This is a genomic window from Serratia sp. ID 25-353 (assembly GCF_054792795.1).
On sequence record NZ_CM139236.1, the window covers coordinates 750,561 to 775,115 of the forward strand.

Consider the following 24,555-nt stretch of genomic DNA (forward strand, 5'->3'; position numbering starts at 1 on the left):
CTGAAAAAACCGATCGTTTGGCGCTTTATTAAACGTTAGAAAAAAACGGCATATTGATCTGATTTAATATTCTAAAAAACTGTTTACAACGGCTATTTTGATCGAAGTCGTGGAAATTAGGTATTTTTCCGAATGTGCCAATGGCGCCGCCCCCCGGTAATGCAGGGCCGGCGCGGTTTACAACGCTTAGCCTTCGTGCTGGGTGTGCACCATGTAGTTCACGTCAACGTTGCGCCCAAGCTTGAAATGATCGGTGATCGGGTTGTAATGCAGGCCGATCATGTGCTTTTCGCGCAGCGGCGTGCCGTCGACCCAGCCGATCAGTTCGGAAGGGCGAATGAACTTCTTATGATCGTGGGTGCCCTGCGGCACCATCTTCAGCACGTACTCTGCGCCGATCACCGCCATCAGCCAGGCTTTGGTGTTGCGGTTGATGGTGGAGAAGAACACGTGGCCGCCCGGTTTCACCAGATGGGCGCAGGCGCGCACCACCGAGGCCGGATCCGGCACGTGCTCCAGCATCTCCATGCAGGTGACCACGTCGTAGCGTTGCGGGTTGGCCTGGGCGTGGCTTTCCACCGTCTCCTGCACATAGGTGACGTCCATGCCGCTTTCCAGCGCGTGCAGCCGGGCGACCTGCAGCGGCTCCGCGCCCATGTCCAACCCGGTCACCTTGGCGCCTTCGCGCGCCATGCTTTCTGCCAGAATGCCGCCGCCGCAGCCCACATCGAGCACCTGCTTGTCAAAAATGCCGCCGGCGCGCTGCATGATGTAGTTCAGGCGCAGCGGGTTGATGCGGTGCAGCGGTTTGAACTCGCCTTCCAGATCCCACCAGCGAGAGGCGACGGCCTCGAACTTGGCGATTTCCTGGTGGTCAACGTTTTGCACTCGGCTGGATGATTCTGCGTTCATGGGCTGGTCTGGCTCCTTGTTCTCGTTGCGCGGATTATACATGTTCCGGCGCGGCATCGTCTGCGCCGATGCGTTTTTAGCGCACTTATCTGCACAATTTCCGTGAAACAGCGGCGGTTATTTTCCCGTAAAGCGTGCTTTGTGATATAGTTTTACACCTTTGCCACTATGGCAGCGGGCAGATGAATCATTAGTAGAGGGATAGCAGCTCCATGAGCGACCTTGCCAGAGAAATCACACCGGTAAACATCGAAGACGAGTTGAAAAACTCGTATCTGGACTATGCGATGTCCGTTATTGTCGGACGTGCGCTGCCAGATGTTCGTGATGGACTGAAACCGGTTCACCGCCGCGTTCTGTACGCGATGAGCGTATTGGGTAACGACTGGAATAAACCATACAAGAAATCGGCCCGTGTCGTCGGGGACGTGATCGGTAAATATCACCCGCACGGTGACAGCGCGGTTTACGACACTATCGTGCGTATGGCTCAGCCGTTTTCACTGCGCTACATGCTGGTGGACGGCCAGGGTAACTTCGGTTCCGTCGACGGCGACTCCGCCGCGGCGATGCGTTATACCGAAGTGCGCATGTCCAAGATTGCTCACGAACTGTTGGCGGACCTGGAAAAAGAAACCGTCGACTTCGTGCCTAACTATGATGGCACCGAGCAGATCCCGGCCGTCATGCCGACCAAGATCCCGAACCTGCTGGTCAACGGCTCGTCGGGCATCGCCGTGGGCATGGCCACCAATATTCCACCGCACAACCTGGCTGAAGTCGTCAACGGCTGCCTGGCCTATATCGATGATGAAAACATCAGCATCGAAGGGCTGATGGAGCACATTCCGGGGCCAGACTTCCCGACGGCGGCGATCATCAACGGCCGTCGCGGCATTGAAGAGGCCTATCGCACCGGGCGCGGCAAAATCTACCTGCGCGCGCGCGCGGAAGTGGAAGCCGATGCTAAAACCGGCCGCGAAACCATCATCGTTCACGAGATCCCGTATCAGGTGAACAAGGCGCGTCTGATCGAGAAGATCGCCGAGCTGGTGAAAGAAAAGCGCGTGGAAGGCATCAGCGCGCTGCGCGACGAGTCCGATAAAGACGGCATGCGCATCGTGATCGAAGTCAAACGCGACGCGGTCGGCGAAGTGGTGCTGAACAACCTGTATGCGCTGACGCAACTGCAGGTCACCTTCGGCATCAACATGGTCGCGCTGCATCAGGGCCAGCCTAAGCTGCTGAACCTGAAAGACATCCTCGAAGCCTTCGTGCGTCACCGCCGCGAAGTGGTCACCCGCCGCACCATCTTCGAACTGCGCAAGGCCCGCGACCGCGCCCATATCCTGGAAGCGCTGGCCATCGCGCTGGCCAACATCGATCCGATCATCGAGCTGATTCGCCGTGCGCCGACGCCGGCGGAAGCGAAAGTCGCGCTGGTGGCGCAGCCGTGGGATCTGGGCAACGTCAGCGCCATGCTGGAACGCGCCGGTGACGACGCCGCCCGCCCTGAGTGGCTGGAGCCGGAGTTCGGCATCCGTGACGGCAAGTACTACCTGACCGAGCAGCAGGCTCAGGCGATTCTGGATCTGCGTCTGCAGAAACTGACCGGCCTGGAGCACGAAAAGCTGCTGGAAGAATATAAAGAGCTGCTCAACTTTATCGCCGAGCTGATCTTTATTCTGGAAAGCCCAGAGCGCCTGATGGAAGTGATCCGTGAAGAGCTGGTGGCGGTCAAAGAGCTGTACAACGACGGCCGTCGCACCGAGATCACCGCCAATACTTCCGACATCAACATCGAAGACCTGATCAACCAGGAAGACGTGGTAGTGACCCTGTCTCATCAGGGCTACGTGAAGTATCAGCCGCTGTCCGACTATGAAGCTCAGCGCCGCGGCGGCAAAGGCAAGTCCGCCGCGCGTATTAAAGAAGAAGACTTTATCGATCGCCTGCTGGTGGCCAACACCCACGATACGATCCTGTGCTTCTCCAGCCGTGGCCGCCTGTACTGGATGAAGGTGTACCAACTGCCTGAAGCCAGCCGTGGCGCACGCGGTCGCCCAATCGTCAACCTGTTGCCGCTGGAAGCCGATGAGCGTATCACCGCCATCCTGCCGGTGCGCGAATATGAAGAAGGGCGCCACGTGTTCATGGCCACCGCCAGCGGTACCGTGAAGAAAACCGCGCTGACCGAGTTCAGCCGTCCGCGCAGCGCCGGCATCATCGCCGTTAACCTCAACGAGGGCGACGAGCTGATCGGTGTCGATCTGACCGACGGCAGCAACGAAGTGATGCTGTTCTCCGCCAACGGCAAGGTGGTGCGCTTCCCGGAAACGCAAGTGCGTTCGATGGGCCGTACCGCAACCGGCGTGCGCGGCATCAACCTCGGTGAAGGCGACAGCGTGATCTCCTTGATCGTGCCGCGCGGCGAAGGCGACATCCTGACCGTCACGCAGAACGGCTTCGGTAAACGTACCGCCGTGACCGAGTACCCGACCAAGTCACGCGCCACTCAGGGGGTTATCTCCATCAAGGTGAGCGAGCGTAATGGCCAGGTGGTCGGTGCCGTGCAGGTGGAAACCAGCGACCAGATCATGATGATCACCGATGCCGGCACGCTGGTGCGTACCCGCGTTTCGGAAGTCAGCGTGGTGGGCCGTAACACCCAGGGCGTGACGTTGATCCGCACGGCAGAGGACGAAAACGTCGTCGGTCTGCAGCGCGTGGCCGAACCGGTGGAAGACGAAGAGCTGGACAGCCTGGAACCGGGCGCGGAAGCGGTGGAAGAAGACACCACGCCGCTGGACGATGGCGACGACGCGGCTGAGCCGATGGACGACGACAACGTTTAAAGCAAGGTGAGGGCGTCGGCATGCCGACACCGTAATGCACTGAGACAAAAGGGCCTGGCAGCGATGCTAGGCCCTTTTTCAGTTATATGGTTTAATTGGCGCACCGAGCCGCCGGCCGCCGCGCCGGCGACAACGCGCGCCGCCACTGACTTTCGTATGGTATCCGATTGAAATACTTAGCCTCTTTTCGAACTACGCTGAAGATATCCCGCTATCTGTTCCGGGTGCTGGCGATTTTGCTGTGGTCGTTGGGAGCGCTGCTCACCACCTTTTATATTCTGAATATCCTGCATCAGAAAGAATCGGATATCCGGCAGGACTACAACCTCAACTTCGATCAGGCGCAGGGCTACATCCGTCATTCGGCCGACATCATCCGCGACATCAAGTATATGGCGGAGAACCGTCTCAACGGGTCGGTCAGCAGCCTGGACATGTTCAGCGGCGTGTTTCCCGGCAAGGGCAGCCCGCCGCAATTCTTTCCGCTGTACCCGGAGTCCAACTGCGCGCTGAGCACCACCTACCGCAGTTCGCTCGATTCGCTGAGCGGCCTGATCCAGTATTGGAAAGAGAACTTCGTGGCGGCCTACGACCTCAACCGGGTGTTCTTCATCGGCGGTGACAGCCTGTGTATGGCGGAGTTCGGCGGCGGCAACGCGAGCGCCAATCGGGAAAACGTGCTGAAGTCGCTGCACGAGCGCATTCTGAAATACCGCAATGCCAAGAATCTGGACAAAGACAACAACCTGTATTGGATCAGCCCCAGCGCGCAGCGGCCGGACGTCGGCTATCTGTATGTGCTGACGCCGATCTATATCGGTAATAAGCTGGAGGCGTTGCTGGGCATCGAACAAACCGTTCGGCTGGAAGATTTCGTCACCGCCGGCAACCTGCCGATTGGCGTCACGCTGCTGGATGAGAACAACGAGCCGGTGCTGCGCCTGGCGGACGGCGATCGCTATGCCGCTTCGCTCAACAGCTATCCCGCAGAGCATGCCTACTTCGGCTATGTCGACAATTATCGCGACCTGATCCTGAAGAAAGCGCTGCCGCCTTCTTCGCTGAGCATCGTCTATGCGCTGCCGGTGAAAAGCGTGGTGGAACGCTTCAAAATGTTGATCCTCAACGCGCTGTTGCTGAACCTGCTGTCGGCCATCGTGCTGTTCACGCTGGCGTGGCTGTTTGAGCGCAAGATGTTCCTGCCCGCGGAGGACAATGCGTTTCGCCTGGAAGAGCACGAGCAGTTCAACCGCAAGATCGTCGCTTCGGCGCCGGTGGGCATCTGTATCCTGCGCATCAGCGACGGCACCAATATCCTGAGTAACGAACTGGCGCACAACTACATCAACCTGTTGACCCACGAAGATCGCGATCGCATTACGCGCATCATTTGCGAACAGCAGGCGAATTTCGTCGATGTGATGACCAGCAACAACAACAACCTGCAGATCAGCTTTGTCCACTCGCGCTACCGTAACGAAGAGGTGGCGATTTGCGTGCTGGTGGACGTCAGCGCCCGCGTGAAGATGGAAGAGTCGTTGCAGGAGATGGCGGCGGCGGCGGAGCAAGCCAGCCAGTCCAAATCGATGTTTCTGGCCACCGTCAGCCATGAGCTGCGCACGCCGCTGTACGGCATTATCGGCAACCTCGATCTGCTGCAGACCAAGGCGCTGCCGCAAGGGGTCGATCGTCTGGTCAATGCGATGAACAACTCCTCCGGTCTGCTGTTGAAAATCATCAGCGATATTCTCGACTTCTCCAAAATTGAGTCCGAGCAGCTGAAGATAGAACCGCGCGAGTTTTCCTGCCTGGAGGTGATCACCCATATCGCCGGCAACTATTTGCCGCTGGTGGTCAAGAAACGTCTGGGGCTGTACTGCTTTATCGAACAGAACGTGCCGGAGCGCATTTTCGGCGATCCGGTGCGGCTGCAGCAGGTGCTTTCCAATCTGGTGAACAACGCCATCAAGTTCACCGATACCGGCTGTATCGTGCTGCAGGTCTGCACCCGCGGCAGCTACCTGGAGTTCAGCGTGCGCGATACCGGTGTCGGCATCCCGGAGAAGGAGATCTCGCGCCTGTTCGATCCGTTCTTCCAGGTGGGCACCGGCGTGCAGCGCCATTTCCAGGGAACCGGCCTGGGGTTGGCGATCTGTGAGAAACTGATCAACCTGATGGACGGCGATATCGCCGTGGAATCCGAACCGGGCCTGGGCAGCTTGTTCAGCATCCGCATTCCGCTGTTCAACGCTCAGTTCCCCATCCCGCAGGCCAGCGATACCTGGCAGGGCCGCCGACTGTGGCTGGATATCCGCAATCAGCGGCTGGAAAGCTACCTGATGGCGATTCTGGGGGGCTACGGCGCCGATATCCAGCGCTATGATGGCCAAGAGACCGCCGCCGGAGAGGTGATGCTCAGCGATCATCCGCTGATGCTGGACACGCCGCTGCTGGCTCAGATCCAATTCTCCACCGAGCATATCGGCCCATCGCAGGAAACACGGCCGGGTTATTGGATGCACAGCACCTCCACGCCGCGTGAAACGCTGAGCTTGCTCAACCGGTTGTTCGGCGTCGGCAGTGGCGCGGCAGAGGCGCTGGTGCAGCTGCCGGTGCCTGCCAAGGCCAGCGCGGCGGACAACGGCGATATTCATCTGCTGGTGGTTGACGATCATCCGATCAACCGTCGTCTGCTGTCCGATCAGCTGGGATCGCTGGGGTATCAGGTGGTGACCGCCAACGATGGCGTCGACGCGCTCGGCGTGCTGAAACAGCACCACGTCGATATTGTGCTGACCGACGTCAATATGCCGAATATGGACGGCTATCGTCTGACGCAGGAGCTGCGGCAGATGCAGTTCAGCGCGCCGGTGATCGGCGTGACGGCGAACGCGTTGGCGGAAGAGAAGCAGCGCTGCCTCGAGGCGGGTATGGATAATTGCCTGTCGAAACCGGTCACGCTGGAGACGTTGGAGCAGACGCTGGCTTACTACAGCCAACAGGTGCGCTACAGCCGCAGCGAGGCTTGAAAAGCAAACAGGCACGGCGGATGCCGTGCCTGTTTGGCGTTAACCTGCCGTGAGGCGGGCTTTAGTCTTTGTCCAACGGCGTCATGCTGACGGACGAGAGATAGTTGAGCAGGGCGATGTCGTTTTCGACGCCCAGCTTCATCATGGCCGATTTCTTCTGGCTGCTGATGGTTTTGATGCTGCGGTTGAGCTTCTTGGCGATTTCGGTTACCAGGAAACCTTCGGCGAACAGACGCAGCACTTCGCTCTCTTTCGGCGACAGGCGTTTGTCGCCATAGCCGCTGGCGCTGATCTTCTCCAGCAGTTTAGAGACGCTTTCCGGCGTGAACTTCTTGCCTTTCTGCAGGGCGGCCAGCGCCTTCGGCAGATCGGTCGGCGCGCCTTGTTTCAGCACGATGCCTTCGATATCCAGATCCAATACCGCGCTCAGGATCGCCGGGTTGTTGTTCATGGTCAGCACGATGATCGACAACTGCGGATAGTGGCGCTTGATGTATTTAATCAGCGTGATGCCGTCGCCATACTTGTCACCCGGCATCGATAGATCGGTGATCAGCACGTTGGCGTCCAGCTTGGACAGATTGTTGATCAGTGCGGTTGAGTCTTCGAACTCCCCAACGACATTCACCCATTCAATTTGCTCAAGTGACTTCCGGATGCCAAACAGTACGATAGGATGGTCATCAGCAATAATTACGTTCAGGTTATTCATGTTGTTGGCTACCTTGCTTCAGCAGTCTGCTGACGAAAAAATCAATCTGACTGATGTTATTCTCGATCTCGGGCGCATCACCTTCTGCGATGCGCTGTTCTAACGATTCGCACAGCTGCTTGCCGGGAAGCAGATTTAACATGGCAAACACGCCTTTTAGGCGGTGTGCGGTTTGTGACAGCGCATTGAAATCACTGCTGCCCGCCTCAGTATACAGTTTTTTGACATCGTCGGGTACTGTATCGACAAACAGCCCATAGTAATCACTTGATTTCAATTGTTTTTCATAGAGTTGGATATCTTCTGAGCTCAATGAAAGCGGGCTTTCTTCCTGTTCCAGCGCGGCCATTTGCTGTTCGATCAGCATCAGCACGGCGTCGATTAATGCGCCGTTCAGATTATAGTTCACCCGAATGTAGCGTTTATCCAGTGCTTGCCAGCCCGGCTCATCGCTCGCCAACAACAGGGTGTAATCATCGGCGCGCTGTGGGTTATCGGTCAGCAGCACGTCATAATCGCGGTTGACCGCGCGATCTTCGGCGACGAGGCAGTCGGCGCCGTAGGCCTGCAGCAGACGGGTCACGATGCCGCGCACTTCATCCGACGTGACGTCCAGCAGGGCGGTGACGCCGTCGAGCAGCTTTTCCTGCTCCTGCGGCTCTTTTTTCTCCATCTCCATGGCGACGCGAATGGTGTAGCGAGTGCCGATATCCACCTTGCTGCGAATGTCCAACTGGCCATTAAGCTTTTTGCACAGTTGGTTGCACAGGAAGAAGGTGAGCCCGGAACCGTGGTTGAAGCGGTCCACCAGCGTCTGGCTGAGGAACGGATAGTTGAGGTTGCTGATCTCTTCGTTGGAGATGCCGGAGCCGGTGTCGTTGATTTGGAAAATCAGGCGATCCGGGTGCTCGGGCTCATGGTCGACAACCAGAGAAATCTTGCCGCAGGCGGTGGTGATAATGGCGTAATGCACCAGCAGCGAGATCACCTTACGCAGCGCGTTGGCGTCGCCGATATAGTTCTGCTCGACGTCCAGCTGGAAATGCTTGAACAGCGCCAGCCCCTTCTGGTTAAGGGCGGGCAGGGCCTCCTGCAGCAACTCGTCGATCATCGCCGTCGGGTTGAACGGCTCGCGCGTGGGTTGCCAATCCTGGGTTTCCAGCCGGGTCAGCAGGGTGATGTTATCGATCAACTCCAGCACCGAAGCCGACGCCGCCGTCAGTTGGCCCAGCAACGCCTGCTGTTGTTCCTCATCCAGCCGGCTCTGCAGACGGTCGACCAGATCGTGCATCTGGCGTACCGGCTGATTCAGCTCGATGCCCAGATTGTGCAGCATCAGCTTGCGCGCCTGAACGTTTTTGTCGTATTCGCGCCGCGCCTGCTGCAGCCGCTTGTTCACCATCACCTCTTTATCCTGATCGTGCATCAGGAACAGGTAGGTGTCCGGCGACAGCTGGCTGCGGAAGATGCGGATTTCATACACCTCGTTGTTGACCGTCGCCTGGATCACCCCGTGATGCTGTTCGGCCATATGGGCGATCTTCTGCAGACTGAGGTGTGGTAACAGGTGCTCGGCGATTTTGTTGCTGGCGATCACCGTATTGTTGGCGAAACTGTAGACCAGCAGGCCGGAGGGCAGGCTGGAGACGATCTCCTGATTCAGCGCGCGCTCGGCTTCCAGTTCCACCGCCATGTTTTCGCTCGGGCGAATATACTGGCGGCGGATAAAGTAGATGCTCAGCATCGACAGCGCCAGCAGCAGCAGGTTGACCGCGATCAGCCAGATGTTGTTACGCAGCAGATCGATGGCCAGATTGATGGCCGAAACGCGATACACCACCTTCAGCGGCGCATTGGGCAGGGCGGCGCTGAACTCCACCCAACCACCGCTCATCGTCGCATGGGTGCCGAGGACGGTTTCCGCCGGGATGACGCTGTCGTCGAGATCGACATCGTCCGGCAGCAGCAGGAAACTGGCGCGGGCCAGATTGGCCGGAATGATGTCGTTGATTGGCAAATCGAAGGCGATCACCGTCGCCAGATGCCCTGGCTGATTGAAAGTGGTGCGAATTGAGAACGAATAGGCGTTCTGGAAGCGCTGCTTGCGCAGATCGGAAAAGCTCTCGCGCTCGTCGAGCATGTTGGCCTGCTGTAGCATCTCGGCGCGGCGTTCGTCCGCCGAGGTGGTCAGGTAGCTTTCCCGAAAGCGCGAAGCCAGCTCTTTGAGCGGCTGGGTGGTGATCAGGCTGAGGCTGTTGTCCTGACCATTGAGGTAATACATGGCGTAGTTCTCGGTTTTGGCGCCCCAGCGGGTGTCCAGGTAGTCCGAGATGTTGGCGATCATCGCCAGCGTGTTTTCGTCATGGCTGCCGAAGATCACCGCGTCCGTTTTCTTGTGCGGCTTCTCGACATAATAGACGTCGGGCCGCAGGCGAGTTTCCTGCAAACCGGGATCGACATTCTGCGCCGGCGCATTGCCGAATTTGTCATAGACCTGATAGGTCATATAGCGGTAGGTATCGATACGCTTTTGCAGCGAACCGGCGATGCCGTTCAGCGCGTACTTCTTTTCCGCCAGCCAGGCATTGGTGTAATTGTAACCATACAGGCCGATGCCGATCGTCAGCAGCACGATAAATAGCAGGAAGCAGCGGGTAATGTTGCTGGAGCTTATGGTCAGTTGTTTATTTTGCATAGTGGCTGCGCATTCCTGAATCAGCGAGTGACGGCCCTGGCGCTGGCGGTCACCGCCAACAGCAGAGCGGCTACGCAGGCGAAGGCCACCGTCAGGCTGGAAAACTGAGCGATGAAGCCGATCAGCGCCGGGCCGGCCAGAATACCGGCATAGCCGACGGTGGTCACGGAGGCGATCGCCAAATTGGCCGGCATGTCACGCTGGTTGCCTGCGGCGCTGAACAGGATCGGCACGACGTTCGAGGCACCGAGGCCGACCAGCATGAAGCCGACCAGCGACACGGTGGCGTGATTGAAGGCGATGGCCAGGCTCAGACCGAAAGCGGCACACAGGCTGCCCAGCAGCAGCACTCGGTAGCGGCCCAGCGAGTTCACCACCCGATCGCCATTGAGGCGGCCGAGCGTCATGGTGATGGAAAACAGCGCGTAGCCCAGGCCGGCCTGGCTATGCTCGACGCCCCGCAAGGTGGTGAGGAACAGTGCGCTCCAGTCGAGCATCGATCCTTCCGCCAAAAACATGATAAAGCACAGAATGCCGATGAACATCACCCAGCCGCGCGGCAAGACGAACATCGGCCCGCCGTCGTCGGCGCCGCTCTCACGCAGCAGATGGCGGCTGGCAAGCGCCAGCAGGCCTATCACCGCCAGCACGGTGAGCAGGGTGGATTGCAGCGGCGTCAACCCCAGCCACAGCAACGCGCTGACGCCGCCGGCGCCGGCAATGCCGCCGATGCTGAAGAAACCGTGAAAGCCGGACATCATCGCCTTGCCGCTGGCGCGTTCGACGATCACCGCCTGAACGTTCATCGCCACGTCGATCATGCCGATCGCCGCACCGAACAGCAGCAGTGCCACGGCCATGCCGCCGAGGGAGTCCATCAGCGCCAGCAGCGGCAGATCGATGCATAACCCGAGTCCCGCCATCAGGATCACCGCGCGACAGCCCAGTTTGCCGGTCAGGAAACCGGTCAGCGGCATCGCCAGCATGGAGCCGGCGCCGATACAGAGCAGCAATAGGCCGAGCGAGCCGTCATCGATACCGATGCGCGCTTTGGCGAAGGGGACCAGCGGCGCCCAGGCGGCCATGCCGAGACCGGCGACGAAAAAGGCCAGACGGGTGGCGATCTGTTGAGGAACGCCGGGCGTTTGCTGTTCATTGCACAAGGTGGCTGTCATGTAAGCGTCAGGATCTTGGGTCAAAAGAATGGTGAAAGTTACTGACAGTTTTTATCACAATCCGCGATCCGGGTCGAAAATATTCGCGCCAGACAGGTTCCTGGCACCGCCTCTGCGCACCAGCCACAGCGCGATAGCCTGGACAATATAGTCCTTTTGCTGCTCGTCCAGTGCGACGCCCTGTGGTATGCCGTGCCACTTTTCCAGACAACCTCGGCAACAGGTGGCGGTAGCGTGCTGGGCGACGAACACCGGGTGGCCACGCATCGGCGTTTGCTTGCCGTCGTTTTTAGGATGGGCGGCGGCCAGGCGGCGGTCGATAAAATCGCGGGCATGGCTGAGTATCAGCGGCAATCCCTTGCCGTCGAGATACGTTTGGTCTTTGGCATTTAAACGGAAGCGAGCGCGGAAGGGAGAGGTTTGTAGCCGCCGCCATAGCGCGTCGGGTTGAAAGGGCATCATGAATTTTACTCGCTGAGGGTGCGTTTTTTTCAGATTACCAGAACGGAAACTCTGCGGCTAATTATGCCTGCGGCGGGAAATAATCGGCGAGATAAAGCACGAAATGAAAAGCAATTACAATTTGTAGACTAAAATAAGGGAAGAGATTAGCAATTAGTGCGAAAGTAAATTAATGAAACTATATCATCAGGTTATTTATTTGCGTGCTATTTGTACGAGTCGAAATGGTGAGGGACGTGTAGAGGGAAATAAAAAACCGGCCAGAAGCCGGTTAAAGGAATGCAGAAATTATCCTCGGATCTCGGATAATGAAGGTAATAATGAAAATAATGATGATAGCGAGGTGATTATAGCGGCTGCGTGCGGGCAACGTTTTGGCACAATGTGCTTATTGGTTGGCTCAATTGTATGGTTGGCTTTTTTTTCTTAAAGATATGTATAACTACATGATTTTTTATCAATTAATCTATTCTTTGTCTTTAAGTGCTTTATTTTGTTTGTCTGTAAGGTTTTGTGAAAGTTCGCGCGTATTTACATTTTGAAACCTTTATTAATTACAATGAAACACTATCGGATACTTGGTATCATTTTCTTTCTGGATTAATATAACCCTTGTTACCAGAATGGTAATGCACAGTCGTGCTAATAATGCTCGAAAAGGGCAGTGGCCGTAGCTCGACATAATTAACGAGGATAATAACGATGAAACTTCGAGTACTCTCTCTGATGGTACCCGCACTGCTGGTTGCAGGCACAGCAGGCGCGGCGGAAATCTACAACAAAGACGGTAATAAACTGGATTTGTACGGTAAAGTCGACGGTCTTCACTATTTCTCCAGCAACAACGGCGTGGACGGCGATCAGTCTTATATGCGTTTTGGCCTGCGCGGCGAAACGCAAATCAGCGATCAACTGACCGGTTACGGCCAGTGGGAATATCAGGCGAACCTGAACCACGCTGAAAGCCAGGACAACAAAAACTTCACCCGTTACGGCTTCGCCGGTCTGAAATTCGGCGACTACGGCTCCTTCGACTACGGCCGTAACACCGGCGTGCTGTACGACGTCGCGGCGTATACCGACTTGCAGCCTGAGTTCGACGGTATGACCTATGGCGCCGACCAGTTCATGTTCCAGCGCTCCAGTGGCCTGGCGACCTACCGTAACAACGACTTCTTCGGTCTGGTTGACGGCCTGAACTTCGCCCTGCAGTACCAGGGTAAAAACGGCAACGGCGAAGAGACCAACAACGGTCGTGACGTTCTGGGTCAAAACGGCGAAGGCTACGGTATGTCCATGAGCTATGACATGGGCTACGGCATCAGCGCCGCGGGCGCCTTCTTCAACTCTCGCCGCACCAGCGAGCAGAATGGCGGTAACGGTCACCAGAACATCATGGGCCGCGGCGACAAGGCTGAAGGGTACTCCGGCGGTCTGAAATATGACGCCAACGATGTTTACCTGGCGGTGATGTTCACCCAGTCCTACAACGCGGCGCGTTTCGGTAGTTCCGATAGCAGCGTTTATGGCTACGCTAACAAGGCGCAGAGCTTCGAAGCCTACGCGCACTACCAGTTCGACTTCGGTCTGCGTCCGTTCGTGGGTTATAACCAGACCAAAGGTAAAGACCTGGGCCGTGCCGGCAACGGCAAGGACTACGGCGATCAAGATCTGGTCAAATTCGTCGACCTGGGTGCGACCTACTTCTTCAACAAAAACATGTCTACCTATGTTGATTACAAAATCAACCTGGTGGACAACAACGATTTCACCGACGCTGCCGGCATCAACACCGACAACGTGGTTGCCGTGGGCCTGGTTTACCAGTTCTAAGCATCAGCGTGTGAATGACACAGCGCGGCCTTCGGGCCGCGTTTTTTTTGCCGGTAAAAAGCACGAATTGAGCCGTTGCCGGCACGGGAAGCGCTTCCGATCGCCTCCATCCGGCCTACGCTGTCAGTACAGCAAACAGAGCGGAGGTGATATGGAACTCAAGATCGATAAGGTGATCGAAACGGTGTTGTACGTCAGCGATATTGAATGCGCGGACGTTTTTTACCGGGAGGTGCTGAAGCTGCCGACGATGGTCGCCAACGAACGGTTTCGCGCCTATAACGTCGGCGATCGGAGCGTACTGTTGCTGTTTATCGAGGGCGATTCGCTAAGCGGGGCGCACTATCCGACCGGGTTTATTCCCGCGCACGATGGCGTGGGGCCGGCGCATATCGGGCTGGCGGTGGCGAAAGAGCAATTGCCGCACTGGGAGCGGCATCTGATGGCCAACGGCGTGGAGATTGAGGGGCGGATGCGCTGGGAACACGGCGGGGAGAGCATTTATTTTCGCGATCCCGACGCCCACCTGTTGGAACTGGTGACGCCGGGCATTTGGGCCAATTACTGATCGAACCCGCCTTGCGCTAACATGTCCAACGCGGCATTCAGCACCTGCAGCGCGGCCTGCGGTTGCCGCTCTATCTGCACTCTGACGATGGCACCGTCGATCAGCATCGCCAACATCGCTGCGTGCTGTTCCCGCTGTGGGCCGGCGGGCAGGTGACGTGCCAGCTCGTCCGCCATCCGCCGCTTATGCTGGCCGGCGATGTGCAGGCTTTCCGGCAGCAGGTCGGCAAGCTCCACCGCCGTATTGATAAACGCGCAGCCGCGAAAGCGCGGATCGTCGAACCATTCCGCCAGGCAGGGCGCCAGGGCCGGCAGCAATCCGCCGCTCTGCGCCACATGCCTGGTCAACGCTGTGCTGAACCAGGCTAACCACTGCTGATGGCGATAGGTCAAAAACGCCGTAATCAAGTCTTTCTTGCTGGGAAAGTGGCGGTAAAACGTCACCTTGGTCACGCCCGATTCCTTGATGATCCGATCGATACCGGTGGCTCGGATCCCTTCTTGATAAAACAGATCGTGCGCCGTCAGCAGGATGCGCTGGCGGGCGGGCAAGGCGTCGAGATCGGCGGTCATCATTTTCTCCCAGGCTATTTTTGAGTGATTGTAGACAACTCTGTCTACTTGCGCTAGCGTAATGTCGTAGACAGAGTTGTCTACTTGCTTTCACCCAGGAGATGAACATGAGCATTAAACCCCCATTGCCACCTTTTACCCGCCAATCCGCCATCGAGAAGGTGCGGTTGGCGGAGGATGCCTGGAACAGCCGCGATCCTGAACGCGTATCGCAGGTGTATTCCCTCGATACCCACTGGCGTAACCGCGCGGAGTTTGTCGATGGCCGCGCAGCGGTGGTCGGCTTTTTGCAACGCAAATGGGCGAAAGAACTGGAGTATCGGCTGATTAAGGAGCTGTGGGCGTTTGATGGCGCCCGCATCGCGGTGCGTTTCGCCTATGAATGGCGCGACGATTCCGGCAACTGGTATCGCAGTTTCGGCAATGAGAATTGGGAGTTCAATCAGGAGGGGCTGATGATCAACCGCCATGCCTGCATCAATGACATGCCGATCCGCGAACAGGATCGGCGTTTTTATTGGCCGCTCGGTCGGCGCCCGGACGCTGTTCCGGCGCTGAGCGATTTCGGTTTTTGAATCTGATGGCGTGTTGGCGATGGCCTCCTGAGGGCAAAAGCGCACCGATCGACAAAGGGGAATTTGTAGAAAAGCCTTCCTGCTTCTAGACTTAGGGGACAACAAATGCACTCCAAGAGGACAAGCTATGACGAAGAAGTTGGTTTTGGCCGTCGGCACTGCGGCGGTATTTTCCATTCTTGCCGGTTGCACCACCTATGATCGTGCAGCCAGTTATGTCAATGAGCCGGTGGTCAGCGATGTCAAAGTAGGGATGACCAAGCAGCAGGTGCGGGCTATCGCCGGTCCGCCGTCGACCACTGCCACGCTGGTTCATGCGCAGGGCACCTGCGACACCTATGCGGTGGCGCCGCGCGACGGCAAGGTGCAGACGTACTTTGTCAGCTACAACGACACGGGCCATGTCATGAACAAAGGCTATCAAACCTGTTCAGACTACGATTCGCAGCCGAAGTAATCGCGTTTCGGCCGGCCCAAAAAGCCTCGCTTGCGCGGGGCTTTTCATTTTTTAAGCGTTTAAGGCCTGAAGTTTAGGCAACTGCGCCGCCAATCCCATTTTTTTGCATGAAAACGATAGACATTTCATAACGGTATCGCTAATATCAGCGGCCATTGGAAGGATGGCCGAGTGGTTTAAGGCAACGGTCTTGAAAACCGTCGAGTGTAACAGCTCCCAGAGTTCGAATCTCTGTCCTTCCGCCAAATTCAGCCGGCTTAGCTCAGTAGGTAGAGCAACTGACTTGTAATCAGTAGGTCACCAGTTCGATTCCGGTAGCCGGCACCATGATAAAGCAGTACCGGCACCCTGAGTGCCAAAAAAACCGCCAGCCGCAAGGTTGGCGGTTTTTTGCTTTATGCGGTTCACAACGCGGTACGCATGGCTAGGGCAGCCAGGCGCCAAGCACGACCCCGATAATCACGTACTCATCGGCATTCAGCGCCGGGCAACCCGGCATAATTCCCTTAAGCCATCGATGCCCAGCCTCCTCGACGTACCTTTTAAAGGTGAGCTCAGCGTTGCCGCAGTGTTTCGCTATCACTTTGTCGCCGGACACGAGTTCGGTTATGCCGGCAGTAACGGGTTCGACAAGTATCAAGGCGCCCTTCGGGTAATTGGCACCGGCAGAACCGCTCATCGTGTCATCCCGTACGGGTAGCCAGTAGGCCTGCGTGCTGCACTGCACCATCGCCGGGTAGTGGACGGTCGTCCTTTTGTTCAGCTGTTCGTGAGACAACGGCAATGTCCACGCCAGCAGCGGCAGCGTTTTACCCAAGGCCTGCGCGGCCTTCTGCCTGACGGGGCGCTGCCCGGTTTGCTCCAGGCCGTCCAGCCAGCCGATTTGCACGGCGAAGTACTGTTCAATCCTTCGCGCCATATCGCCACTGATGCCTTTTTTTCCTTTCTTGCCCGGCGGGTAGAGCAGGCGAGAGACATAGTCTGCGGCAATGCCGAGCGCCTCGGCAAGGCGCTTTTGGCCCCCGACGCCGAGGTTGCCGATCAGGATGATCAGGCGTTCTCGCCGCATCTCCTGCAGGTGCATTTTTTGCTCGTTTTTCATGAGGCCATCGTACCTAAATTTACCTGCAGGTAAATGGCTTTTCGCTATTGAAAAAAAGATACCTCTGGGTATACTTGATACTGTTTATTTATACAGTATTTGGTGCGGCATCCCCCGGCGAGCACGCCGAGCAGCACAACGGCTCGACCGACGTCGGTAAGCGACATGGAGCCCTGGCGATGTGGCAAACGCCCAAAGGAGGTGGAAGCATGAGAGATATGAATGAAGTGTTGGAGCGGTGGGGCGTATGGGCCAGGGATAACAGCGGCATTGATTATTCCCCCATTGCCGCCGGGTTCAAAGGGCTGCTGTCCTATAAATCGAATGGCGAGCTTTCCTGCTGCGATGATGACGGTCTGGTGATCGACGGTTGCGTGGGCAGATTGAAGAAATACAAACCCGAAGAGTTCGATCTCATCATTGCCCACCATGTTTATGGCATATCCCTGCGCAAGATTGCCCTGAAAAGGAAGTGTTCAGACGGTACGATACGTAAAGAGATGCAAACGGCGGAGGGATTTATCGGTGGATGCCTGGCGATGCTGGATATAAAGCTGAGTATGGATCGCTGAAACGGCTGCCGTTGAAATTGAAGAAGGTTTATTTCTCGCCTCATAATGGCATCAGGAATAATAATGGCGAGTAAAATATCTAATAATTTAAAAAATCTCACGCGTACGCAAATAAGCCGGTAATCTGATAAAACTGAATGGTTGCCGGCACCGCCGCACGATAGATAAACCTCGCTCTGGCGGGGTTTTGTTTTTTTATCATAAAAGACTCACGCGTACGCAAATAAGCCGGTAATCTGATAAAACTGAGTCGTTGCCGGCGCCGCCGCACGATAGATAAACCTCGCTCCGGCGGGGTTTTATTTTTTATCATAAAAGACTCACGCGTACGCAAATAAGCCAGTAATCTGATAAAACTGAGTCGTTGCCGGCGCAGTCGCACGATAGATAAACCTCGCTCCGGCGGGGGGTTATTTTTTATCATAAAAGACTCACGCGTACGCAAATAAGCCGGTAATCTGATAAAACTGAGTCGTTGCCGGCCCCGCCGCACGATAGATAAACCTCGCTCCGGCGGGGTTTTTCATTTTTAGCCTCCTTGTCAAAATGGTCAATCACTCACTGAATAATGACTGTCGTTGAATGACCACGACGGGAGGCTAATCCCTTTTATTTATAAAACAGCGCAATCTTATTTGTCTGCCCAGGTTGAGCAGAACGAATAAGCCATTTTCAACAGCGTAAATGGCCGCTTTTTTAAATGGAACAGGAATGACGGGAAGAAGCGCCGCATTTAGCCGCTCTTTTCCATGACTCCCGAAGATCGGGCTAGGCCCCGGCAAGGGGAGGATGATGATTATGCCTTGGAAAAATGAACCAAACATCCTTTCGATGCTGCTTGCTTTCGGCATGACGCTGCTGGGGGCGATCGCCAGCTATTCCTTCAAGGTCTTGAACGGCGAAACCTTTAGCTGGAGGACGCTGTTTTTGCAGCTGTTCGTCTCTATTTTCGCCGGTTTGACCATGGTGATGATTGCACTGCATTACGACTGGCCTTCGGAGGTGATGGGCGGCGTATGCGGCATGGCGGGGTGGTCGGGAGCATCGCTGATCAAGGCATTGGAACGCCGATTTCTCAATAAAGCGTCAGGAGGAAACCATGAAGATAAGTGACGATGGCATGGCGCTGATTAAGCGTTTCGAAGGCCTGCGGCTGCAGGCTTATCAGGACTCGGTCGGCGTTTGGACCATCGGCTACGGTTGGACCCAGCCGGTAGCGGGACGAAAAATAGGGGCCGGCATGGTGATCGATGCCACAACGGCCGAACGTTTGCTGGTGTGCGGCATCGTCCAATTCGAACAGGGCGTCGAACGGCGGGTGACGGTACCGATCACGCAGGGGCAGTTCGATGCGCTGGTGAGCTTTGCCTATAACCTGGGCCTGCGCGCGCTGGAGAACTCGACGCTGCTGCGCCGGCTGAACGCCGGCGATCGGAAGGGGGCGGCCGACCAGTTCGGTCGATGGGTGAATGCGGGCGGTGTGCGGCTCGATGGGCTGGTTGCCCGGCGCGCGGCGGAACGCGCGCTGTTCCTTTCCTGATGCCTGAATGCGTCTGCAGAACGATTCCCCCTCAAAACGACGGAGACCTTGCCCAAATGATTGAAGATGAAATCCAACGCTCGCTGGCCGCGCTAACCCATCTGGCGGTTCATCCGCTGATCTTGCCGGATCCGCAGCAAGAAGGCGTGACCTATCAGAAGATCAGCGATCTGAAAGTGAACACCGGTCTGGTCGACAGCTCGCTGGTGCAGAGCCGTTTTCAGATCGTGCTGTACGTGATCGACGATTACTCCCGGCTGATCGCTCTGGATAAGGCGGTTTTGAATGCCTGGGAAGGGGTTCGGCATGGCCATATCGGCCAATGGCCGGTACAGGCGGTCACGCGCAGCACCCTTTTGCAAAGCGCCACGCCCCAGGCGGATAACCGCGTTCAGTATCGGATGGCGCGCGATTACCTCATCACCCATTCCGAGGTGGCGGTGTGATCGCCATAAACGTTTCCGGCATGGCGGAATTGACTCGCCGGTTGGAAACGATTCGGCGCGATGTCACCAGCCACATTCTGCCGGAAGCCGGCCACGCCGCGTTAGCCCCGGTTCTTGGCACTATGCGGCAGTGTGCCGATCGGGGGGCGCCAAACAGCGAGCCATCGCTGAGCGCCGGCATCGCGATACGTCCAGCCGTTACCGGGTGGAACGCGGTGACGTTGCGTGTCGGCCCCAGTAAACAGCATTACCACCGAGCCCTGGCGCAGGAGTACGGCACGGCAACGCAAGCCGCCGTCCCGTTTATTCGCCCTGCGCTGGATCACCATAAGCACCAAGTGTTACGCATCCTGGCGGCTAACGTCCGCTATGGCATCGAAAACCGGTAGCGACCGCTACCATCCTTCATCAAAAAAGAGAGAGAAAAACTATGGCTGATAAAACTTCGCCAGAATACGCCATGCTGCCTGCCGGCACTATCGTCAAATGGGGCACCGTTGGGGCTGCGCCCACGGCCATGAAGGCGCTGACCAACTGTAAAGCGGTAGGTGAAATGGGGCAAACCGGCGGTTTTGTCGATTGCACCACGCTGCTGGATACCGCCAAGCAGTTTATTTCCGACCTGCCGGAAGGCGCGGAGAAGTCCATCGGTTTCATCGACGATCCGTCCAACGCCGATTTCGCGGCGCTGCTGAATGCGGCGGACAAGCGCGAAACGGTGCAGTTCTACGTCGAGCTGCCGAACGGCCGCACCTCCACCTCCATCCTGTCGCTGTCCGGCTGGAAAATGAATGAGATCACCGCCCCGGCGAGCGAAGTCATTCAGATTACCGTTCAGGGCAAGCAAAACAGCAACACCTGGGGCTCGGTCACCCCGAAGGTGTGACGAACTGACGATCGCGCTGGGTTAACGCCTGAGGGCGCTCGACGCGATCGCTTCCGCCGCGGGCCATGTGGCCTGCGGCAACTTTCTTCATGCAGAGCACATTATATGAACAAGGAAAAACCGATGACTGAGAAATACGATCTGAAAGCGCTGAAAGCGGCGCTGCTGAAATCCGACGACCACGTGATCGAAACGCAGATCTTTGGCGCCAAAGCCTTTATCCGCCGCCTGAAAGCCGCAGAACTGCAGGAAAACGAAGACGGCATGAAGGCCGCCATCGACAGCGGTGACATGAGCAAAGCCGCACAGCTCAACGTGCAGCTGCTGCTGTCTTGCCTGATGACGCCGGACGGCAAACGCATCCCGGCCGGCGCCTTGCCGAGCGTAGACGATCTGCTGGCGGCGCACGACAACCCGACGCTGGTCGAAGCCATCGGCGCTGTCAAGCGCCATGCGGTCGGCAGCCTGGAGGAAGCGGAAAAAAACTGACTGACTCGCCCTGGCTGATGTTGGTGTTCCAACTGGCCGATCGCTGGGGTGAGTCGGATCCTCGCAAGATCGCCGCGCTGCCGGCGCACATCCTGAATCACTGGCGGGCATACTTCAAACTGCAAGGCATGACGGCCGATGCGGCGGAGAGTGCCCCCGTTCATCAATCCGGTCAGCCTACGCAAAGCAGTATTGATATGCAGTGCGCTGACGTTATGCGAGTGCTGGGAAATGGCTGATACCGCACAGTTGGTCGTCGGGTTGCAACTGAATGACACCAACTTTAAAAACAAACTGACGGCGGCTTACCGTACCGCCGGGGAACAATCCGCCAAATTTAACCGCCAGGCTCAGCAGGACGCGAAGAAGACCGACGAGTCGTATCAACGCATCGGCGGCACGCTTGGCGGCCTGGCGGGGAAACTGGCGGGGCTGGCCGGCGTCGAGCTGTCGCTGCAGGGGCTCGCCGCCACCTCGCGCCAGTATGGGCAGGCGCTCACCGAACTTGCGTCCATCACCGTCGCCGCGACGGCGCAGATGAAACAGTTGGACGACGCGGCTCGCCAGGCGAGCAGCGCCTCCGGCGACGGCGGCAGCCGCGCGGAGGAGATGCTGAAACTGGCTGGCGGCCTGAATGACAGCGCGGCGGCCTGGCGCGATCAGGCGGCGGCGGCGCGCGGGGCGGCTCAGGCGACATCGGGCGTCGGCGCGGCGTCTCGTGTCGCCAACGTCGCGCTGGGGGCGCTTGGCGGCCCGATCGGTGTCGCCATCCAGGCGGGATTGGGAATGGCATACTTTTATGAGCAAACAATGCAAGCCAAAGAGGCTGCGGTGAGTCTGAAAGATGCTGCGATTCTCACTACGTCAGAGCTTATAAAACTGTCTAGTAAGCAACTTGCCCTGAGAAAATTAGATCTCAGTGAGCAGCTCGAGGAACAGCTTAGTGAGCGAGATAAACAGCAGAACTTGTTGGATTATGCAAACAATCGAATAGAACGAATACAGAGTAACCCAGGTCGGCTGGGGGACATATTTGGTGTTCAAAAGCAGATGCAAGCTACGCGGGTGCGTGCAGAAGCGGCTCTTGAGTCAATAGACATCGGGATTCAAAATACTCGCACTAGTATGCAAAATATTGACCAAGCTAACCTTCTTGTTTTGACAGGGGCTGCTCGTCATTTTAATCAGCCAGCAGGTAATATTTTGCCCGCTACTGCAACTGCGCAGGTGCAGTTGATGCCCTCTCCGCCCCCTGCTTATACATTGGATATTGTAAATACAGATAATCTTGGACGTGAGCGACAGCAGGCTCTTGATCAGTACCAACAGCTGCGTCAGGAAATCGAGCAGGCGCATCTGAGCAGCCTCGACAAAATCACCCAGGATGAACAAAGCGCACAGGCCAAGCTGGCGTCAGCGGCCAAGGCGGCCGGTGCCGGGCAGGCCGATGCGCAGCGTGCGATGGCGCTGAACGCCGAGAAGTACCAGCGGCAGCGGCAACAGCTCGCTGAACAATACGCGCCAGGGCAGGCGGCGGTGCGTAAAGAGCAGGAGGTCGGCAAGGAGCTGAAGGCGTTGTATGACGGGCGGCTGTTGACCGAGCGCGAGTACCAGACCGCCAGCCGGATGCAGCAGCAAGAAATGACGCGCCAGCGGCTGAAGGCCGAAACCGACGCGCTCGCCGCGCCGCGTATGAACATTGCCGGTGATGTGGATCCTGCCGTTCGCCTTAACAACCAATTGGTGCAGCAGCAGGCGCAGTACCAGGCCTACTACCAGCAAGGTATTCTGGATAAACAGCGCTATGAACAGCTGATGCAGGCGGCGACGCAGGAATCGTCGGACGCTCAGTACCAGCAGGCGCTGAGTCTGTTCGGCGGGCAGAGCCGCGTGCACAAGATGGCGCTGGGGCTGGTGGATATGACGCGGGAACGGACCTCCGGCATGATGTTCGATCTGCTGACCGGGACGCAAAACTTTAAGCAAAGCATGCTCGGTTTGATGACCTCCATGGCGCAGTCCATCATTCAGCAACTGATCGATCTGGCGATGCAGGCGCTGTTGACCAGAACTTTTCTCTCTACCTTTATGAACATCGGCGGCGGTTTGCTGGGCGGGGCTGCAAGCGCCGGCGCGGGCGCGGCCGGTTCAGGCGCGATGGGCATGCCGACCGGTTGGCAGGGCTATGTCTCTAACGCCAAGGGCGGCGTGTACGCCTCGCCTTCGCTGAGCGCATTCAGCGGCCAGATCGTCAGCAATCCCACATTGTTCGCGTTCGCCAGAGGCGCCGGCTTGATGGGCGAAGCCGGGCCGGAGGCCATCATGCCGCTCAAACGCGGCGCGGACGGTTCGCTCGGCGTGCGGGCGATCGGCGGTGGCCAACAGTCTGCGGCGGCGCCGAATGTCTACATCACCATCGAGAACGGCGGCAACGTCAGTTCGCAGGCCGATCCGGGATGGGGCGAGTTCGGTAAACAGATGGGGAATATCGCCGCGCAGGAAAGCCAGAAGGTGATCAACCGCAACCTGATGCCGGGCCAGCCGATTTGGAAAGCAATCAAGGGGATGTAATGGGCATTCAGACATTTGAATTTCCGGCGCGCGTCAATGCCGCCGGCGATATGCGCTTTCGCGTCAGAAAAGCGCAGTTCGGCGACGGCTATGCGCAGGTCTCCGGCGACGGCATTAACCCGATCGTGCGCTCCTGGGATCTGACCTTTGTCGGCAAGTATGATTACATTACGCCGATCATCGTCTTTCTGGAAAACCATCACGGGGTGAAATCCTTCCAATGGACGCCGCCAACTCAGGTTCCCGGCCTGTACCGCTGCGAGGGCTATAAGCCGGTCGCCATGGGCGGGGACAATTATTCACTGACGGCCACGTTTACCGAGGCCTTCCACGTTTAACCGGGGGAGATGATGCTGAATTCAGATTTGCAAAAGCTGGAGCCGGGCAACCGCATCCGCCTGATTGAGGTAGACGGCACCCGGTTTGGTGCCGATATTCTGCGCTTTCATTGCGATACCCTGCCTTTTACACCGCAAGAGCTGGCCGCCGCCGGCGGTGATGAAACCAAACTGCCGGCGAAATCGGTCTGGTGGCAGGGGCAGGAGTACGGCCCGTGGCCGTTTAGCGTCGAAGGGTTGGAGATCTCCGCCGATAGCCAGGGCAATGCGCCCAAGCTGTCGGTCGCCAATATCAATGGCCTGATCAGCGCGCTCTGCCTGCAGTTTGAGGACATGGCGCAGGCCAAGGTGCGGATCCACGACACGCTGGTGCACTACCTTGACGCCCGCAATTTCCCGCAGGGGAACTCTTCGGCCGATCCGTTGCAGGAAAAGCTGCAGGTGTTCTACATCGATCGCAAGGCGACGGAAAGCGACGAAGCGGTGGAGTTCGAGCTCTCCAGCCCGGCGGACCTGCGGGGATTGCGCATCCCGACCCGGCAAATCCACAGCCTGTGCACCTGGTGCTCGCGCGGCGGCTATCGCACCGGCAAGGGCTGCGATTACGCCGGTAGCCGTTATTTTGACGACAAGGGCAACCCGGTGGATGACCCGAGCCTGGATCGCTGCGGCGGGCTGCTGAGCGACTGCCAAAAACGCTTTGGCGAGCATGAGCCGCTGCCGTTCGGCGGCTTCCCCGGCGCGGCGTTGATCCGGCAGTAGGGGG

23 protein-coding genes and 2 tRNA genes are annotated in these 24,555 nt (G+C 57.5%); 18 read left to right on the forward strand and 7 right to left on the reverse strand.

Going from position 1 to position 24,555, the window contains the following annotated elements; genetic code table 11:
- Positions 1-186: 186 nt before the first annotated feature.
- Positions 187-912 carry a bifunctional 2-polyprenyl-6-hydroxyphenol methylase/3-demethylubiquinol 3-O-methyltransferase UbiG gene (gene ubiG / locus ACYF6X_RS03550; protein WP_025303640.1) on the reverse strand — a complete coding sequence of 242 codons (726 nt, stop codon included), beginning with the start codon at positions 910-912 and terminating at the stop codon, positions 187-189.
- A 212-nt stretch (positions 913-1,124) separates the two neighbouring features.
- On the opposite strand from ubiG, the gene gyrA reads away from it, so the two are divergent.
- Both gyrA and rcsC read left to right on the forward strand, forming a co-directional pair.
- The gene (gyrA, locus tag ACYF6X_RS03555) at positions 1,125-3,767 is read left to right on the forward strand and encodes a DNA topoisomerase (ATP-hydrolyzing) subunit A (protein ID WP_107227617.1); all 2,643 of its coding nucleotides are present in this window, start codon (positions 1,125-1,127) and stop codon (positions 3,765-3,767) included.
- Between the two features lie 167 nt (positions 3,768-3,934).
- On the forward strand, positions 3,935-6,796 hold the full coding sequence (gene rcsC, locus ACYF6X_RS03560; RefSeq protein WP_130017846.1) for a two-component system sensor histidine kinase RcsC: 2,862 nt from the start codon (positions 3,935-3,937) through the stop codon (positions 6,794-6,796).
- Between the two features lie 61 nt (positions 6,797-6,857).
- Here the strand turns inward: rcsC and rcsB are convergent, their stop codons facing one another.
- Genes rcsB through ACYF6X_RS03580 form a run of 4 tightly spaced genes read right to left on the reverse strand, consistent with a single transcriptional unit; the run spans position 6,858 to position 11,837 of the window.
- Complete coding sequence (gene rcsB, locus ACYF6X_RS03565) at positions 6,858-7,508, reverse strand: response regulator transcription factor RcsB (protein ID WP_004935900.1); 651 nt, start codon at positions 7,506-7,508, stop codon at positions 6,858-6,860.
- Complete coding sequence (rcsD, locus tag ACYF6X_RS03570) at positions 7,501-10,203, reverse strand: phosphotransferase RcsD (protein ID WP_063989010.1); 2,703 nt, start codon at positions 10,201-10,203, stop codon at positions 7,501-7,503. The genes rcsB and rcsD overlap by 8 nt, the downstream gene beginning before the upstream one ends.
- 20 nt (positions 10,204-10,223) lie before the next feature.
- Entirely contained in the window at positions 10,224-11,378 is a 1,155-nt protein-coding gene (locus ACYF6X_RS03575; RefSeq protein WP_063989011.1) for an MFS transporter, read from the reverse strand.
- Between the two features lie 54 nt (positions 11,379-11,432).
- Positions 11,433-11,837 (reverse strand): DUF4186 domain-containing protein, encoded by a 405-nt coding sequence (locus ACYF6X_RS03580; RefSeq protein ID WP_074181157.1) that lies wholly within the window; start codon positions 11,835-11,837, stop codon positions 11,433-11,435.
- Positions 11,838-12,542: 705 nt separating this feature from the next.
- Here ACYF6X_RS03580 and ompC point away from each other — a divergent pair.
- Complete coding sequence (ompC, locus tag ACYF6X_RS03585; RefSeq protein WP_025303634.1) at positions 12,543-13,673, forward strand: porin OmpC; 1,131 nt, start codon at positions 12,543-12,545, stop codon at positions 13,671-13,673.
- A gap of 151 nt (positions 13,674-13,824) precedes the next feature.
- On the forward strand, positions 13,825-14,241 hold the full coding sequence (locus tag ACYF6X_RS03590) for a VOC family protein (protein WP_063989013.1): 417 nt from the start codon (positions 13,825-13,827) through the stop codon (positions 14,239-14,241).
- Here ACYF6X_RS03590 and ACYF6X_RS03595 read toward each other — a convergent pair.
- Positions 14,235-14,813 carry a TetR/AcrR family transcriptional regulator gene (locus tag ACYF6X_RS03595; protein WP_130017864.1) on the reverse strand — a complete coding sequence of 193 codons (579 nt, stop codon included), beginning with the start codon at positions 14,811-14,813 and terminating at the stop codon, positions 14,235-14,237. The two genes, ACYF6X_RS03590 and ACYF6X_RS03595, sit on opposite strands and share 7 nt — an antisense overlap.
- 107 nt (positions 14,814-14,920) lie before the next feature.
- On the opposite strand from ACYF6X_RS03595, the gene ACYF6X_RS03600 reads away from it, so the two are divergent.
- The 4 genes from ACYF6X_RS03600 (at position 14,921) to ACYF6X_RS03615 (ending at position 16,172) form a co-directional block, all read left to right on the forward strand.
- A complete protein-coding gene (locus tag ACYF6X_RS03600) occupies positions 14,921-15,388 on the forward strand; it encodes a nuclear transport factor 2 family protein (protein ID WP_063989015.1) in 468 nt (155 codons plus the stop codon).
- A gap of 127 nt (positions 15,389-15,515) precedes the next feature.
- Positions 15,516-15,845: an osmotically-inducible lipoprotein OsmE gene (gene osmE / locus ACYF6X_RS03605; protein WP_025303630.1), complete on the forward strand. Its 330-nt coding sequence runs from the start codon at positions 15,516-15,518 to the stop codon at positions 15,843-15,845.
- 157 nt (positions 15,846-16,002) lie between these two features.
- Positions 16,003-16,090 (forward strand) — tRNA-Ser (locus ACYF6X_RS03610).
- Between the two features lie 6 nt (positions 16,091-16,096).
- Positions 16,097-16,172: transfer RNA gene (locus ACYF6X_RS03615), tRNA-Thr, on the forward strand.
- A 97-nt stretch (positions 16,173-16,269) separates the two neighbouring features.
- Here ACYF6X_RS03615 and ACYF6X_RS03620 read toward each other — a convergent pair.
- Positions 16,270-16,947, reverse strand: coding sequence for a LexA family protein (locus tag ACYF6X_RS03620; protein ID WP_130017847.1), 678 nt, complete (start codon positions 16,945-16,947; stop codon positions 16,270-16,272).
- 209 nt (positions 16,948-17,156) lie between these two features.
- On the opposite strand from ACYF6X_RS03620, the gene ACYF6X_RS03625 reads away from it, so the two are divergent.
- The 10 genes from ACYF6X_RS03625 to ACYF6X_RS03670 all read left to right on the forward strand — a co-directional run bounded on the left by ACYF6X_RS03625 (position 17,157) and on the right by ACYF6X_RS03670 (position 24,551).
- Complete coding sequence (locus ACYF6X_RS03625; RefSeq protein ID WP_019453679.1) at positions 17,157-17,519, forward strand: antiterminator Q family protein; 363 nt, start codon at positions 17,157-17,159, stop codon at positions 17,517-17,519.
- 792 nt (positions 17,520-18,311) lie between these two features.
- The gene (locus ACYF6X_RS03630) at positions 18,312-18,632 is read left to right on the forward strand and encodes a phage holin family protein (protein ID WP_019453678.1); all 321 of its coding nucleotides are present in this window, start codon (positions 18,312-18,314) and stop codon (positions 18,630-18,632) included.
- Positions 18,619-19,059, forward strand: a complete 441-nt coding sequence (locus tag ACYF6X_RS03635) for a lysozyme (protein WP_130017848.1) — start codon at positions 18,619-18,621, stop codon at positions 19,057-19,059. The genes ACYF6X_RS03630 and ACYF6X_RS03635 overlap by 14 nt, the downstream gene beginning before the upstream one ends.
- A 56-nt stretch (positions 19,060-19,115) precedes the next feature.
- Positions 19,116-19,505, forward strand: coding sequence for a hypothetical protein (locus ACYF6X_RS03640; RefSeq protein ID WP_130017849.1), 390 nt, complete (start codon positions 19,116-19,118; stop codon positions 19,503-19,505).
- Positions 19,502-19,894 carry an HK97-gp10 family putative phage morphogenesis protein gene (locus tag ACYF6X_RS03645; protein WP_130017850.1) on the forward strand — a complete coding sequence of 131 codons (393 nt, stop codon included), beginning with the start codon at positions 19,502-19,504 and terminating at the stop codon, positions 19,892-19,894. The genes ACYF6X_RS03640 and ACYF6X_RS03645 overlap by 4 nt, the downstream gene beginning before the upstream one ends.
- Before the next feature lie 41 nt (positions 19,895-19,935).
- The gene (locus ACYF6X_RS03650; protein WP_016926946.1) at positions 19,936-20,391 is read left to right on the forward strand and encodes a major tail shaft subunit; all 456 of its coding nucleotides are present in this window, start codon (positions 19,936-19,938) and stop codon (positions 20,389-20,391) included.
- Positions 20,392-20,514: 123 nt separating this feature from the next.
- Positions 20,515-20,880, forward strand: a complete 366-nt coding sequence (locus tag ACYF6X_RS03655) for a phage tail protein (protein WP_130017851.1) — start codon at positions 20,515-20,517, stop codon at positions 20,878-20,880.
- A 231-nt stretch (positions 20,881-21,111) separates the two neighbouring features.
- Positions 21,112-23,451 (forward strand): phage tail tape measure protein, encoded by a 2,340-nt coding sequence (locus ACYF6X_RS03660; RefSeq protein WP_130017853.1) that lies wholly within the window; start codon positions 21,112-21,114, stop codon positions 23,449-23,451.
- Positions 23,451-23,789, forward strand: coding sequence for a phage tail protein (locus ACYF6X_RS03665; RefSeq protein ID WP_004935824.1), 339 nt, complete (start codon positions 23,451-23,453; stop codon positions 23,787-23,789). The genes ACYF6X_RS03660 and ACYF6X_RS03665 overlap by 1 nt, the downstream gene beginning before the upstream one ends.
- A gap of 9 nt (positions 23,790-23,798) precedes the next feature.
- On the forward strand, positions 23,799-24,551 hold the full coding sequence (locus tag ACYF6X_RS03670; RefSeq protein WP_165384378.1) for a phage minor tail protein L: 753 nt from the start codon (positions 23,799-23,801) through the stop codon (positions 24,549-24,551).
- The last annotated feature ends 4 nt before the right edge of the window (positions 24,552-24,555 follow it).

What these genes read in the sequence shown, in the direction of transcription:
- ACYF6X_RS03630 (WP_019453678.1), top strand. Translation starts at nt 18,312, where the DNA reads ATGATTATGCCTTGGAAAAATGAACCAAACATCCTTTCGATGCTGCTT.
- ACYF6X_RS03590 (WP_063989013.1), top strand. Translation starts at nt 13,825, where the DNA reads ATGGAACTCAAGATCGATAAGGTGATCGAAACGGTGTTGTACGTCAGC.
- ACYF6X_RS03670 (WP_165384378.1), top strand. Translation starts at nt 23,799, where the DNA reads ATGATGCTGAATTCAGATTTGCAAAAGCTGGAGCCGGGCAACCGCATC.
- ACYF6X_RS03635 (WP_130017848.1), top strand. Translation starts at nt 18,619, where the DNA reads ATGAAGATAAGTGACGATGGCATGGCGCTGATTAAGCGTTTCGAAGGC.
- osmE (WP_025303630.1), top strand. Translation starts at nt 15,516, where the DNA reads ATGACGAAGAAGTTGGTTTTGGCCGTCGGCACTGCGGCGGTATTTTCC.
- ACYF6X_RS03660 (WP_130017853.1), top strand. Translation starts at nt 21,112, where the DNA reads ATGGCTGATACCGCACAGTTGGTCGTCGGGTTGCAACTGAATGACACC.
- ACYF6X_RS03620 (WP_130017847.1), bottom strand. Translation starts at nt 16,947, where the DNA reads ATGAAAAACGAGCAAAAAATGCACCTGCAGGAGATGCGGCGAGAACGC.
- ompC (WP_025303634.1), top strand. Translation starts at nt 12,543, where the DNA reads ATGAAACTTCGAGTACTCTCTCTGATGGTACCCGCACTGCTGGTTGCA.
- ACYF6X_RS03625 (WP_019453679.1), top strand. Translation starts at nt 17,157, where the DNA reads ATGAGAGATATGAATGAAGTGTTGGAGCGGTGGGGCGTATGGGCCAGG.
- ACYF6X_RS03595 (WP_130017864.1), bottom strand. Translation starts at nt 14,813, where the DNA reads ATGACCGCCGATCTCGACGCCTTGCCCGCCCGCCAGCGCATCCTGCTG.
- ACYF6X_RS03575 (WP_063989011.1), bottom strand. Translation starts at nt 11,378, where the DNA reads ATGACAGCCACCTTGTGCAATGAACAGCAAACGCCCGGCGTTCCTCAA.
- ubiG (WP_025303640.1), bottom strand. Translation starts at nt 912, where the DNA reads ATGAACGCAGAATCATCCAGCCGAGTGCAAAACGTTGACCACCAGGAA.
- rcsB (WP_004935900.1), bottom strand. Translation starts at nt 7,508, where the DNA reads ATGAATAACCTGAACGTAATTATTGCTGATGACCATCCTATCGTACTG.
- rcsD (WP_063989010.1), bottom strand. Translation starts at nt 10,203, where the DNA reads ATGCAAAATAAACAACTGACCATAAGCTCCAGCAACATTACCCGCTGC.
- ACYF6X_RS03600 (WP_063989015.1), top strand. Translation starts at nt 14,921, where the DNA reads ATGAGCATTAAACCCCCATTGCCACCTTTTACCCGCCAATCCGCCATC.
- ACYF6X_RS03650 (WP_016926946.1), top strand. Translation starts at nt 19,936, where the DNA reads ATGGCTGATAAAACTTCGCCAGAATACGCCATGCTGCCTGCCGGCACT.
- ACYF6X_RS03655 (WP_130017851.1), top strand. Translation starts at nt 20,515, where the DNA reads ATGACTGAGAAATACGATCTGAAAGCGCTGAAAGCGGCGCTGCTGAAA.
- ACYF6X_RS03580 (WP_074181157.1), bottom strand. Translation starts at nt 11,837, where the DNA reads ATGCCCTTTCAACCCGACGCGCTATGGCGGCGGCTACAAACCTCTCCC.
- ACYF6X_RS03640 (WP_130017849.1), top strand. Translation starts at nt 19,116, where the DNA reads ATGATTGAAGATGAAATCCAACGCTCGCTGGCCGCGCTAACCCATCTG.
- ACYF6X_RS03665 (WP_004935824.1), top strand. Translation starts at nt 23,451, where the DNA reads ATGGGCATTCAGACATTTGAATTTCCGGCGCGCGTCAATGCCGCCGGC.
- gyrA (WP_107227617.1), top strand. Translation starts at nt 1,125, where the DNA reads ATGAGCGACCTTGCCAGAGAAATCACACCGGTAAACATCGAAGACGAG.